Origin of the sequence: Bacteroides sp. 1001136B_160425_E2 (assembly GCF_015559655.1) — a bacterium.
In the GTDB taxonomy this organism is placed as follows: domain Bacteria; phylum Bacteroidota; class Bacteroidia; order Bacteroidales; family Bacteroidaceae; genus Bacteroides; species Bacteroides luhongzhouii.
In genome coordinates this window covers 297,097-310,565 of the sequence record NZ_JADMQH010000005.1, presented here as the reverse complement: position 1 = coordinate 310,565, position 13,469 = coordinate 297,097, and the positions used below count along the sequence as shown (strand labels likewise).

General features: G+C 42.1%; 9 protein-coding genes and 1 pseudogene. 7 read left to right on the top strand and 3 right to left on the bottom strand.

Features of this window, described 5'->3' with window-relative positions:
• Nucleotides 1-150 precede the first annotated feature (150 nt).
• Nucleotides 151-348 (bottom strand): annotated as a pseudogene (locus tag I2I04_RS07230) (glycoside hydrolase family 15 protein); the annotation flags it as partial.
• A gap of 359 nt (nucleotides 349-707) precedes the next feature.
• Here I2I04_RS07230 and I2I04_RS23645 point away from each other — a divergent pair.
• The 7 genes from I2I04_RS23645 (at nucleotide 708) to I2I04_RS07195 (ending at nucleotide 8,727) form a co-directional block, all read left to right on the top strand.
• Nucleotides 708-788, top strand: coding sequence for a potassium-transporting ATPase subunit F (locus I2I04_RS23645; RefSeq protein WP_143260060.1), 81 nt, complete (start codon nucleotides 708-710; stop codon nucleotides 786-788).
• Nucleotides 789-819: 31 nt separating this feature from the next.
• The gene (gene kdpA, locus I2I04_RS07220; protein WP_143260048.1) at nucleotides 820-2,526 is read left to right on the top strand and encodes a potassium-transporting ATPase subunit KdpA; all 1,707 of its coding nucleotides are present in this window, start codon (nucleotides 820-822) and stop codon (nucleotides 2,524-2,526) included.
• Between the two features lie 18 nt (nucleotides 2,527-2,544).
• Nucleotides 2,545-4,578 (top strand): potassium-transporting ATPase subunit KdpB, encoded by a 2,034-nt coding sequence (gene kdpB / locus I2I04_RS07215; protein ID WP_143260047.1) that lies wholly within the window; start codon nucleotides 2,545-2,547, stop codon nucleotides 4,576-4,578.
• A gap of 17 nt (nucleotides 4,579-4,595) precedes the next feature.
• On the top strand, nucleotides 4,596-5,168 hold the full coding sequence (locus I2I04_RS07210; RefSeq protein WP_143260046.1) for a K(+)-transporting ATPase subunit C: 573 nt from the start codon (nucleotides 4,596-4,598) through the stop codon (nucleotides 5,166-5,168).
• A gap of 121 nt (nucleotides 5,169-5,289) precedes the next feature.
• A complete protein-coding gene (locus tag I2I04_RS07205; protein WP_143260045.1) occupies nucleotides 5,290-6,054 on the top strand; it encodes a hypothetical protein in 765 nt (254 codons plus the stop codon).
• An 83-nt stretch (nucleotides 6,055-6,137) separates the two neighbouring features.
• Nucleotides 6,138-7,268, top strand: coding sequence for a sensor protein KdpD (locus I2I04_RS07200; protein WP_143260044.1), 1,131 nt, complete (start codon nucleotides 6,138-6,140; stop codon nucleotides 7,266-7,268).
• 19 nt (nucleotides 7,269-7,287) lie between these two features.
• Nucleotides 7,288-8,727, top strand: coding sequence for a sensor histidine kinase (locus I2I04_RS07195; protein ID WP_195654680.1), 1,440 nt, complete (start codon nucleotides 7,288-7,290; stop codon nucleotides 8,725-8,727).
• Nucleotides 8,728-8,806: 79 nt separating this feature from the next.
• Here I2I04_RS07195 and I2I04_RS07190 read toward each other — a convergent pair whose 3' ends face one another.
• Together I2I04_RS07190 and I2I04_RS07185 are read right to left on the bottom strand one after the other, a co-directional pair.
• The gene (locus I2I04_RS07190) at nucleotides 8,807-11,134 is read right to left on the bottom strand and encodes a Gldg family protein (RefSeq protein WP_195654679.1); all 2,328 of its coding nucleotides are present in this window, start codon (nucleotides 11,132-11,134) and stop codon (nucleotides 8,807-8,809) included.
• 12 nt (nucleotides 11,135-11,146) lie between these two features.
• The gene (locus tag I2I04_RS07185; protein WP_195654678.1) at nucleotides 11,147-13,468 is read right to left on the bottom strand and encodes a Gldg family protein; all 2,322 of its coding nucleotides are present in this window, start codon (nucleotides 13,466-13,468) and stop codon (nucleotides 11,147-11,149) included.
• Nucleotide 13,469: the final 1 nt, after the last annotated feature.

Genomic DNA, 13,469 nt, shown 5'->3' with positions numbered 1-13,469 from the left:
CAGAGAAGTTAAGCCTCGTCACGCCGATGGTACTGCGTAACAGTGGGAGAGTAGGTAGCCGCCGTTTTTAAGAAGCCCCTTGATTCAACTAAGAATCAAGGGGCTTTCTGTTTTTAAACCAGAAGAAAAGATAACCTCTTCTCTTCTCTTTTCTTTTCTTTTCTTCTCGGCCCGGATGCCATATATAATTTGATAATCATGTTTGGAAACGAATGTGGATTGGATAAATTTCATAAAACGTTTAGCTGCCCCCGTGTGTCCGATCTGAAACATGGTTTCGATGGACATGGAAGCATCCCGAAGCCAACAAAAACGATAATCCCAATTGCAGACCTCTCCTACAGCTTCCCGGCGGTTTAATTTCAATCACTTTATTTCTTTGTAGAATTTGTACCTTCTGCCGGGTGCAGAGTGAGTCAAAATAGAATACTTTTTTCAAAATGAAAGGGTATGTTGGATGGATAGAAAGTTCCTTGTGATACGTATCTTTTTGAATATTAGTTTATTATCTCTTATCCGCTTTTTGTGGCACGCATTTGGCATGAAAGGTGGTAAGTAAAAAAATAATAGTAATCATTTAAAAGGTAAAAACATGGGAATAACATTATCATTTATTTTCTGCCTGTTAAGCGGTTTCGCTTGTTTCTGGCTATTTTGGAAATGTGTAGACTGGTTTGAGAATATTTAAAGAAAAAGGAGAATTGATTATGTACACAGCGTTATTCGTATTAGGTATTGTGATCTTCGGTTATTTGATGTACGTGCTCGTCAAACCCGAAAAGTTTTAAAGTAACACACACAGTTTAAGGTAAAAAGTATATGAATACAGAAATTTTAGGCGTGGTTGTTCAGATAGCCTTGATGGTGATTCTGGCTTATCCACTGGGAAAATACATCGCCAAGGTCTACAGAGGAGAAAAGACCTGGTCCGATTTTATGGCTCCTATTGAAAGAGCTATTTATAAAGTATGTGGAATTGACCCTAATGAAGAAATGAACTGGAAACAGTTCTTGAAAGCATTGTTAATATTGAATGCTTTTTGGTTTTTCTGGGGAATGGTGCTTTTGGTTTCACAAGGGTGGTTGCCTCTGAATCCGGATGGAAACGGACCTCAAACACCGGATCAGGCATTCAATACCTGTATCAGTTTCATGGTTAACTGTAACTTACAGCATTATAGCGGTGAAAGTGGTTTGACCTATTTTACACAACTGTTTGTTATCATGCTCTTCCAGTTTATTACTGCCGCAACAGGTATGGCTGCTATGGCAGGTATCATGAAGAGTATTGCCGCAAAAACAACCAAAACGATTGGTAACTTCTGGCAATTTCTGGTAATAAGCTGTACACGTATTTTATTGCCTCTTTCTCTGATTGTAGGTTTTATTCTGATTCTCCAGGGAACTCCGATGGGATTTGACGGTAAGATGAAAGTGACTACGATGGAAGGCCAGGAACAAATGGTTTCTCAAGGTCCTACGGCTGCAATTGTTCCTATCAAGCAATTAGGTACGAATGGTGGTGGTTACTTTGGTGTAAACTCTTCTCATCCGTTGGAGAATCCGACTTATCTTACTAATATGGTAGAATGTTGGTCTATCTTGATTATCCCGATGGCAATGGTATTTGCGCTGGGATTCTATACCCGCAGAAAGAAGTTGGCTTACAGTATATTCGGAGTAATGCTTTTCGCTTTTCTGGTAGGCGTATGTATTAATGTCAGTCAGGAAATGGGCGGTAATCCACGCATTGATGAACTGGGAATTGTGCAGGATAATGGTGCGATGGAAGGTAAAGAAGTTCGTTTGGGAGCCGGAGCAACGGCATTATGGAGTATTGTAACTACTGTAACCTCTAATGGTTCTGTGAACGGTATGCATGATTCTACTATGCCGCTGTCCGGAATGATGGAGATGCTGAATATGCAGATTAACACCTGGTTCGGAGGTGTAGGTGTAGGATGGATGAATTACTATACATTTATTATCATTACAGTGTTTATCAGCGGTTTGATGGTAGGACGTACGCCGGAATTCCTCGGCAAGAAAGTGGAAGCCCGCGAAATGAAAATCGCTACGATTGTAGCTCTGCTTCATCCGTTTGTAATTTTGGTATTTACGGCACTCTCAAGTTATATTTATGTGTACCATCCTGATTTTGTGGAAAGTGAAGGTGGATGGTTGAACAATTTGGGATTCCACGGTTTAAGTGAGCAACTTTACGAGTACACTTCTTGTGCTGCCAATAACGGTTCCGGTTTTGAAGGTTTGGGAGATAATACTTATTTCTGGAATTACACGTGCGGTATCGTTCTGATTTTGAGCCGTTTTATTCCTATCATCGGACAGGTTGCCATTGCCGGGTTATTGGCACAGAAGAAATTCATTCCGGAAAGTGCCGGCACATTGAAGACCGATACATTGACTTTCGGAGTAATGACATTTGTGGTTATCTTCATTATTGCTGCGCTGTCATTCTTCCCGGTACATGCATTGAGCACAATTGCTGAACATTTAAGTTTGTAATACTGAATTAGAGAAGATATGAAAGATAATAAATCAGCTTCTTTGTTTCCAAAGGAGCAAGTTATAGAAAGTTTGAAACAGGCATTCGTGAAACTGAACCCGCGGATGATGATAAAGAACCCGATTATGTTTACAGTAGAAGTGGCTACAGTGGTCATGCTGCTTGTAACGCTCTACTCCATTGTAAACTCTTCACAAGGTTCGTTTGCTTACAATATTGCCGTGTTTATCATTCTGTTTGTAACCTTGTTGTTTGCCAATTTTGCTGAAGCTATTGCCGAAGCACGTGGTAAAGCACAGGCCGACAGCTTGCGTAAGACTCGTGAAGAGACACCGGCAAAGAAGGTGGAAGGTAATAAAATCGTTATCGTCAGTTCTTCACAGTTGAAGAAAGGAGATGTGTTTGTTTGTGAGGCCGGAGACGTGATTCCTTCCGATGGTGAGATTATTGAAGGCTTGGCTTCTATTGATGAAAGTGCTATCACCGGCGAGTCTGCCCCGGTTATTCGTGAGGCAGGTGGCGACAAGAGTTCTGTAACGGGTGGTACGAAGGTATTGTCCGATCATATAAAAGTAATGGTGACTACTCAACCGGGAGAAAGTTTTCTCGATAAGATGATTGCGCTGGTGGAAGGTGCTTCCCGCCAGAAAACCCCGAATGAGATTGCGTTGACTATTCTGTTGGCAGGTTTTACGCTTGTTTTCGTCATAGTGTGTGTTACCTTGAAACCGTTTGCTGACTATAGTAATACGGTCATCACCATTGCTTCGCTTATTTCTTTGTTTGTGTGTCTGATTCCGACAACTATCGGTGGACTTCTCTCTGCCATCGGTATTGCCGGTATGGACCGCGCGCTTCGTGCCAACGTGATTACTAAATCCGGTAAAGCAGTAGAGACTGCCGGTGATATTGATACGTTGTTGCTGGATAAAACAGGTACTATCACAATCGGTAACCGTAAGGCAACTCATTTCCATACGGCTCCGGGTGTTAATTTGCATGATTTTGTGGAGACTTGTCTGTTGTCTTCCTTGTCCGATGAAACACCGGAAGGTAAGTCTATCGTAGAACTGGGACGTGAGTCGGGCATCCGTATGCGTAACCTGAATACAACAGGAGCACGTATGATTAAATTTACGGCTGAAACCAAATGCTCGGGAGTAGACCTGGCAGATGGAACACAGATTCGTAAAGGTGCTTTCGACGCTATCCGTAAGATGGTGGAAGGAGAAGGAAATGAATTTCCGAAAGAAGTGGAAGAGATCATCTCTTCTATCTCCAGCAATGGTGGTACGCCGTTGGTAGTATGTGTAAACAAGAAAGTGACCGGTGTCATTGAGTTGCAGGATATTATCAAACCGGGTATTCAGGAACGTTTCGAACGTCTGCGTAAGATGGGAGTGAAGACGGTCATGGTGACAGGAGATAACCCGTTAACTGCAAAATATATTGCCGAAAAAGCCGGTGTGGATGATTTTATCGCTGAAGCTAAACCGGAAGATAAGATGGAATATATCAAGAAGGAGCAGCAGGCCGGTAAATTGGTTGCAATGATGGGAGACGGAACGAACGATGCTCCTGCTCTGGCGCAAGCCAATGTAGGTGTAGCCATGAATAGCGGTACACAGGCTGCAAAGGAAGCTGGTAATATGGTCGATCTGGATAACGATCCGACAAAACTGATCGAGATCGTGGAAATCGGTAAACAATTGTTGATGACACGTGGTACACTGACCACTTTCTCTATCGCCAATGACGTAGCGAAGTATTTTGCGATCGTTCCAGCCTTGTTTATGGTTGCTATTCCTGAACTGGCAGCTTTGAATATCATGCACCTGCATAGTCCTGAAAGCGCCATTCTTTCAGCGGTTATTTTTAATGCGATTATTATTCCGATTCTGATTCCGCTGGCTTTGCGTGGTGTGCAATACAAACCGATAGGTGCAAGTGCCTTGCTTCGCCGTAATCTGTTGATCTATGGTTTGGGTGGTGTGATTGTTCCTTTCGTGGGAATCAAGTTGATAGATTTATTGGTAGGTTTATTCTTTTAATTAAAAAAACAATAGCAATGAAAACTTTATTGAAGTCATTAAAAATAACGCTTGCTTTTTGTGTCTTTTTCTCCGTATTCTATATCCTTATCTTGTGGCTGTTTGCACAGGTTGCAGGTCCTAATAAGGGAAATGCTGAGGTAGCTACGCTGGATGGGAAAGTAGTGGGAGCAGCCAATGTGGGTCAGATGTTTACAAAAGATATTTATTTCTGGGGACGTCCATCTTCTGCCGGAGACGGATATGATGCTACGAGTTCCGCAGGTAGTAATAAAGGGCCTACGAATCAGGAATATCTGGATGAAGTGAAAGCGCGTATCGATACTTTCCTTGTGCATCATCCTTATTTAGACCGTGCGGATGTGCCTGCCGAAATGGTTACAGCCAGTGCTTCGGGACTGGATCCTGATATTACTCCCCGATGTGCGTACGTACAAGTGAAGAGAGTGGCGCAAGCACGCGGATTAACAGAAGAACAAGTAAGAGCGATTGTTGATAAAAGCATAGAAAAACCGTTCCTGGGATTTTTGGGAACAGAAAAGGTGAACGTGCTGAAATTGAATATAGCTCTTGAAGAAAGTAATAAGTAGATGAAGATCAGAAGCAGCGTTCCTGTCCGAATCGTTTGGGTTATGCTAGCGGTTCAAATTAACAGGGTTGGATGGGGCGCTGCTTTTTTACAGGAACATAAAATAGAATAAGATAAAAAGTATGAAAAGTTTTTTTAGTAAAAAGAGTATTTTAGGAACAATGGCTGTAGCAGCCGTATGTATGTTGGGAACTAACGATGCACAAGCGCAAGAGTTTACCATACAAGGTGATTTGGTAAGTTCGTATGTATGGCGCGGTATTTATCAAGGTGGTGCCGCTTCTTTTCAACCGACTTTGGGATTTAGCATAGGAAATTTCTCGCTTACTGCATGGGGATCAACCAGTTTGAGTGAAAGTAATAAAGAAATAGACCTTACTGCGGCTTATAAGTTTGGTGAAGCGGGACCGACACTTTCAGTGGCCAGTCTTTGGTGGAACGGACAAGCTGATGTAGCCAATGGAGAACTTACAAATGATTATTTCCATTTTAAGAGTGGCGACACCGGACATCATTTTGAAGCAGGATTAGCTTATACGCTTCCTATTGAGAAATTCCCATTGTCCATTGCATGGTATACCATGTTTGCCGGTGCCGACAGAAAGATGACTGACAAGGGGGAAGAAAAACAGGCATATTCTTCTTACGTAGAACTGAATTATCCGTTCAACGTAGAAGGGGTAGACTTGAATGCTACCTGTGGAGTGGTTCCTTATGAAACTCCGCAGTATGATGTGAATGGTTTTGCAGTGACGAACCTTGCTTTGAAAGCAACGAAAGCTATAAAGTTTAATGATAAGTTTTCATTGCCTATATTTGTGCAGGCTATATGGAATCCGCGTTTGGAGGATGCCCATCTAGTATTTGGCGTAACTTTAAGGCCATAAAATAAACTCATGAATTTTTGTGAACCCGTGGTGATCGTGACGATTGCTACGGGTTAGGATGTTTAAAATAATAGATTGACATAATGGATGATAGAGAACAAAGTGTACAGTATTTTTTGGATCTGATAAAGAGATCCCACCGGGGTAAATTTAAGGTTTATATCGGTATGATAGCCGGTGTGGGAAAGTCATATCGTATGCTTCAGGAGGCACATGAACTGCTGGAGAACGGTGTGGACGTACAAATCGGCTATATCGAAACTCATGGACGTGCCGGGACGGAAGCGTTACTGCAAGGACTCCCTGTCATTCCGCGCCGCAAAATCTTCTATAAGGGGAAAGAATTGGAAGAAATGGATGTGGATGCGATTATCCGTATCCATCCGGAAATAGTAATTGTGGACGAACTGGCGCATACCAATGTAGAAGGCAGTATGAATGAGAAACGTTGGCAAGATGTGATAACTTTGCTGGATGAGGGGATCAATGTGATTTCGGCAATCAATATTCAGCACATCGAAAGCGTGAATGAAGAAGTGCAGGAGATCACGGGCATTGAAGTGAAAGAACGGGTGCCCGACAGCGTACTTCAGGAGGCGGATGAGGTGGTGAATATTGACTTGACGGCAGAGGAACTGATTGCTCGTTTGAAAGCGGGGAAGATCTATCGTCCGGAAAAGATTCAGACAGCATTGGATAATTTCTTCAGAACCGAGAATATTCTTCAATTGCGTGAGTTGGCTCTGAAGGAAGTTGCGCTGCGGGTAGAAAAAAAGGTGGAGAATGAGGTGGTGATGGGAGTAGCTGTCGGACTTCGGCATGAGAAGTTTATGGCTTGTATCAGTAGTCACGAGAAAACACCCCGGCGGATTATCAGAAAGGCGGCAAAGTTGGCAACCCGGTATAATACTACGTTTATAGCTTTGTATGTTCAGACTCCGAAAGAGAGTATGGATCGAATTGATTTGGCCAGTCAACGCTATTTGTTGAATCATTTTAAACTTGTGGCGGAGCTTGGGGGAGAAGTTGTCCAGGTACAGTCGAAAGACATTTTGGGAAGCATCGTCAAGGTTTGTAAAGAGAAACAGATATCGACAGTGTGTATGGGAACTCCTAATTTGAGGCTACCGTATGCTATTTGTTCTATACTGGGATATAGAAAGTTTTTAAATAATTTGTCGCAAGCTAATGTCGATTTGATTATACTTGCATAATATTAATCGTATGAACGTTATGAATATTAAAACGAAACTGATTCTTGGCATCGGAATGCTGGCCGGAATGATTATTTTGTTGGTAACACTTTCAGTAGTGAATCTTCAAACTCTGACTGCGACAGAACCTGATAGTCCTGCTGCTATGCCCGCTTTGGAACGTGCATTGCTCTGGATCTCCATAACGGGGGGAATCTGTATCTTGACTGGACTGATATTGCTTTATTGGCTGCCCCGTTCTATCAGCAAGCCGGTTAAGGAGTTGAAAGAAGGAATTCTTGAAATAGCCAATCATAACTATGAGAAGCGTCTGCAAATGGATAATAATGAAGAGTTCCGGGATGTAGCGGATAGTTTTAACCGGATGGCAGAACGTTTGACCGAATATCGTGCCAGTACTTTGTCGGATATCCTTTCTGCCAAGAAGTTTATTGAAGCCATTGTCAATAGTATAGATGATCCGGTGATTGGTCTGAATATGGAACGTGAGATTCTGTTTATCAATGAGGAAGCACTGAATGTGCTGAATTTGAAACGGGAGAATGTGATTCGTCAATCGGCGGAGGAACTGGCTTTGAAGAATGATCTGCTGCGGCGGCTGATTCGTGAACTGGTGACACCGGGCGAACAGAAGGAACCGTTGAAAATATATGCAGACGATAAAGAGAGTTACTTTAAGGCATCTTATGTTCCCATCATTAATACGGAGGCTGAAAAAGATGAACCTCGCAAACTGGGTGATGTCATTTTACTAAAGAATATTACGGAATTCAAGGAACTGGATTCTGCCAAGACTACATTTATCTCAACCATCTCTCATGAACTGAAAACTCCGATTGCTGCTATTATGATGAGTCTCCAACTGCTTGAAGATAAACGTGTCGGTGTGTTGAATGATGAACAGGAACAGCTTTCAAAGAGTATCAAGGAGAACAGCGAACGTTTGTTAAGCATCACCGGAGAGTTGCTTAACATGACGCAGGTGGAAGCTGGAAAACTGCAATTGATGCCAAAGATCACCAAACCGATTGAATTGATTGAGTATGCAATTAAAGCTAATCAGGTGCAAGCGGATAAGTTTAATATTCAGATAGAAGTGGAATATCCGGAAGAGAAAATCGGTAAACTTTTTGTCGACAGTGAGAAGATTGCCTGGGTGTTGACGAATCTGTTAAGTAATGCTATTCGTTATTCAAAAGAAAACGGGCGTGTGGTTATCGGTGCCAGGCAGGATGAAAACTGGATCGAACTGTATGTTCAGGACTTTGGCAAAGGCATTGACCCGCGTTATCACAAAAGCATCTTCGACCGTTATTTCCGTGTACCCGGAACGAAAGTACAAGGCAGTGGCTTGGGATTATCTATTTCCAAGGATTTTGTGGAAGCTCATGGCGGTACGCTGACGGTAGAGAGCGAATTGGGGAAGGGGAGTCGGTTTGTGATGCGGTTGAAGGCATAGTTTTGAAGGAGTTTATGAAAGAATTAGACTTCCGACAGGCACAAAATCTGCTTGCCGGAAGTTTCTCTATTCTTTCTTTTTATCGTTTTCTTCTTCTCCAGCATATCCAAATGCCACACAGACCAATAATAAATGGAATGCCATAGCAATAGATAATTTTGATAGTGGATAGATCCATAGGAGTCAGGCTGATATCTTTGTCGAGATAAGGGGCTCTGGAAGAAGATACCGGAAATTCATTATAGCATAGCCAACGGAATGAACCGGGAATCATATTGAAGTTGAATGAATAGATACCCGGCCTTGAGCTTTTTTGTAGTTCGGCATTGCTGAAACAGTCTGCATCACCCAACACAATGATCCGTTGTTTTTTATCTTTGCCTTTTATCTTGCGGGTTAACGCTATTGCCGTGGGATAGGCTCCTGGCTTTTCACCTTGAAGAGAGTCCAAAGAAAGGGAATCATTCACAAAATCTTTTGTTTGATACTCAATCCATGTTTGTTGAGCGTTGCTTTGTAATAAAACTATTGGATGGAATTTTGTTGTATCGACAACTTCCAGAGCAACAGCCGATGGCATGGTGACTGCGCTATGCGTCTGCCTGTCAACCATACGTTTGTAGAAGCCTCCTATACTGTCGGCGGCTATCTGGGTAGCTTTCGCGAGAACGAGGTCTCCGGGATTAACATCAGAAGGTTGTGCAATGATTCCCGGCAACAGTTTTAAACCAACTTTCCGGAGTAAAGGATTCATTACTTCCTGACGTCCGACGTCGCCCATAATCATCATATTACCTCCGCGTTCAAGAAAACGATCTATGATTTCTTGTTCTTTGGAACTCATGGAAGAACGCATTTCAGCGATAAGTAATATATTGATATTACTTGGTATATCATTCATATCCTTCAGATTCAGTTCCACCAAATCAAAACCTTGATTAATCATGGAATAACGAAAGCGTCCATGTGTGGCAAAAAGTGAGTAATCCTGATCTCCCTTTTTAGTGGTGGAACGTTCCTGATGTCCTGTGATGGCGCCTACCTTCACAGGAGTAACAAGCATTTTCTTCAATGCTGCGGAGATTTCTGTTTCAGAAGGGTGATATTCCATATCGTCGAACAAGCGAAGGCGGGCTTGTTCACCGGATCCACGCTCAACAACACGCACAAATCGGTAGTTTTCTTTTGCCAAGTCTATTTTTTCTTTCAGTTCTTCGGCACTTTTCAGCTTTTGGGGATTGAAGTTCTTTTTCTTGGCAACTTCATAAGCTATCTCACGAATGTTCTTATTCGGATATTGGCGATAAAGGGCACTGTCTTTCGGTGTGGAGTAATAGTAAACATACTCCATCTTTATCTCCGGTTTGAAACGTGTGTACATTTTGAAGCGTGCCATATCCTCTTTTTGCTCTTTTGGAGAAGCGACATCAAATTCTTTATCGAAAATATTGACGTAAGTTGTGATTGTCATAGGACCGGACAATTGCTCCATTACTTTCTGGCTTTCTTCTGAAAGTGTACGTTGTTTGCTGCGGGTAGCATCATAAAAGCCCATCATTGCCGGACGGGAACTGACAAAGCCGATAACTATAATGGTACATACAGCTAAGGCATAGCGCATTGTTTTTGAAAGGAGTGAACGCCGTGTTTTTTCGTTGTTCAGTTTAATGACCGATAGCCAGAGGAATAATAAAATTACGGCAAGGAAATAGATAACGTCATCGCTACATATCAATCCTCCAACCATCTCACTGGCACGTCCTTTAATGGATAGCCAATAAGTAATTTCTCTAAAGAATATGGACTCCTGCCCAATTCCTCCCACATAATTGAGAAATGCTAATGCGGAAAGGGTGGCGACAGCTGCCACAACCTGGTAAGATGTGAGTGTGGTCATAAAGAGACCGATAGAACAATAGGTCAGTATCAACAGAAACATGGATAACAATCCCGCCAAGATAAGTGTAATATCGACATGCGGCACGGAGATAAACATTACGATTGTCGGTAGGGCAAGGATGATGACAAAGATCAGGGCGAATACCACCATTGATACAAACTTGCCGGTAATGATTTGGACACTATTTACCGGTGATGAATAAAGTAGTTTGATAGAGCCTGATGAATATTCACGACTCATTAAGTTCATGGTTAATAAAGGAATATACAGATAGATCGTTTCCTGGATTACTTCATATATTCCTTTGAGACCAAGGACAAAACCGGCTGTGACACTGAAAGTGATCGTGTTGCCCAATGCTTTTATTTTTACTATTTCCGTCAGGATATTCATAAAATCGAATCCTACCTGGCATGTAAATGCAATCAGTAGCAACCATGCGACCGGTGAGTAAAAGAGTACCGCTAGTTCGGTACGGGCTATTCTAAGTATAAGTCTTAAGTTCATCTTTTTCTCTTATTAATTTCTTCTGCGGAAAAACCAGATGCCAACTCCTATAAATAGGAGGATAGCCGGTATAATGATTATGAAAATAGTTTTCATTGTACCAATATCTTTCACTCCGATCGAAAGTTTGTTATCGGTACAATGGGGACGGCGTACGTCGATCGGAAATTCTCCTCCGGAAAGCCAGCGGAAGCTTTCGATAATCAGATTAAAGTTTCCTGATCTATATCCTTCGCGTGAAAGAGTCAGTTCGGTGTTGCTTATGCAATCTGCATCACCAGAGATGATAATACGCTGCTCTTTATCTTTCAGTTGGCGTGAAAGGGCATAGGCTGTGATATAGGTTTGTTCTTTCTCTCCTGCCGAAGCATTACATTCTACTGGCAATTCCTGTAAATCTGTTTGTTCTTTTTCAATCCATACACCTTTGGCGTTTGTTTCAAGAATCGGAGTATATTGGAAGCCGTAATCGTTGTCGGAGGATGTAAGGGCTACACATCCGGGCATAGAGACGCGTAAGTCATATTGGAGAAAATCTTCTTTGAATCCGAATGTCAGTTTTCCCGATTCACGGGTTGCTTTGGCTAGAATCAGATTAGGAGAGAAATCAACGGAAGATTGTGCCAGTTGGTATTCTTCCATTTTGATACCGAATTTGCTTAAAAAAGGATTCATAACTTCTTGCCTGCCTGTATCGGTGAGAATAAATAAATTACCTCCACGAGCCAGGTAAGCCTCCAGTTGATTTTCTCCTTTTTCTGTAAGCGGGGTTCTCATTTCTGCAAGGACCACGATATTGATTAGGGAAGAAATGGTGTCTCCGTGAGAAATGTCGATCTCGCAGACATCAAAGCCTTGATTAATTAAGGCGGCTCTAGAATATTTCTCAATGGAGAAGTTGCTATAATCGCGGTCACCGGATTTGGACACCTCACGTTCACCGTCTCCTTTGATAAAGGCAACAGTGGGAGGAGTTGAAATCATCTTTTTGATGGCTGCTGTAATTTCCGCTTCGGATGGCGTTGCATCCATATCTTCAAAATCACGGATGAAGGTACGTTTTCCATCTTGCGTTTCCATAATGCGAACAAATGTATTTTGTTCTTCACGCAGGTCGATGATTTGGCGGATTTCTTCCGGGGATTTGAATAAATGAGGATTCAAGTTATAAATCATGGTCATATAATCACGCATCTCATCTACTGTTTTGCCTTGAAACTTAGGATTATTTGCAACGCCGTTGGGTGCGAAATCATAATAATAGACATATTTCACTTGCAGGTCCGGTTTAGCGAGACAATAAGGTTCGAAGATTGTTTCATTCGCTTTCTTCATGATAGGGAGGTAGCGATATGATTTGTTATCAAGTAGGTTAACATAATTGGTAATAGTTACCGGTCCTGTCAATTTTGCTAATACGTGTTGGCTATTTTCGGTAAGTGAGTTTAGTTTTGTGCGTGTTGTATCCCATACCTTGATCATTCCCGGACGTGAAGTGAAATAGCCAATTGCCATTGCTGCGACAAAAAATCCCAGATAGCTGGTTGCTTGCCGGAAACGACTGATAGTTCGCCGGTCGGATGTAAGTTTGAAAGTGGTAAATGTCAGGAAAAGGGTTACTACGACCACGAAATAAATCACATCTTCACTCCGGATTACTCCATTCAGCATATCAATTGTTCTTCCGTTTATTGACAGCCAATAAGTCAGTTCGCGTATAAAATCGTATTCCTGGCCGATATTTCCTACAAAATTCAGTATGGCTAATACAATAAGTGTCCCAACTGCTGCTACTACTTGATAAGTCGTGAGTGAGGACATAAAGAGTCCGATAGCGCAATAGGCACATATTAATAAATAGAGTCCTAAAAGGGCGACTAGTACAGGAGCCCAATCAAAAGAAGGGATTACCAAACTGCCATAAATAGCACTGGCTATCGGGACAAGCATCAGACAGCAACCAAATCCGATGGCTGCAAGATATTTACCCAATACGATCTGACCACTGGTGACTGGGGATGAATATGCCAGTTTGATTGAACCCGATGCCGTTTCGCGACTGATGAGTCCCATTGTCAACAATGGAATATAGATGTATATGTTTGATACGACGGAGGACAAAAAACCGTAACTACCTAAGAAGCAGATACCGCTCAAAGATACTTCCTTGCCGCCTGACAGATCATAGTCGGTCACTATATTCTCCATCAATGACGTAAAACTTGCTGTTGTCAGGAATGAGAAAACAATCAATATGAACCATGCAATCGGCGAATAGAATAAAATAGCCAGATCGGTTCGGGCAATACGTATTATAATCTTTAAATCCGTCATG

Coding starts and splice junctions, on each gene's coding strand:
- I2I04_RS23645 (WP_143260060.1), top strand. CDS start 708: ATGTACACAGCGTTATTCGTATTAGGTATTGTGATCTTCGGTTATTTG.
- kdpA (WP_143260048.1), top strand. CDS start 820: ATGAATACAGAAATTTTAGGCGTGGTTGTTCAGATAGCCTTGATGGTG.
- kdpB (WP_143260047.1), top strand. CDS start 2,545: ATGAAAGATAATAAATCAGCTTCTTTGTTTCCAAAGGAGCAAGTTATA.
- I2I04_RS07210 (WP_143260046.1), top strand. CDS start 4,596: ATGAAAACTTTATTGAAGTCATTAAAAATAACGCTTGCTTTTTGTGTC.
- I2I04_RS07205 (WP_143260045.1), top strand. CDS start 5,290: ATGAAAAGTTTTTTTAGTAAAAAGAGTATTTTAGGAACAATGGCTGTA.
- I2I04_RS07200 (WP_143260044.1), top strand. CDS start 6,138: ATGGATGATAGAGAACAAAGTGTACAGTATTTTTTGGATCTGATAAAG.
- I2I04_RS07195 (WP_195654680.1), top strand. CDS start 7,288: ATGAATATTAAAACGAAACTGATTCTTGGCATCGGAATGCTGGCCGGA.
- I2I04_RS07190 (WP_195654679.1), bottom strand. CDS start 11,134: ATGAACTTAAGACTTATACTTAGAATAGCCCGTACCGAACTAGCGGTA.
- I2I04_RS07185 (WP_195654678.1), bottom strand. CDS start 13,468: ATGACGGATTTAAAGATTATAATACGTATTGCCCGAACCGATCTGGCT.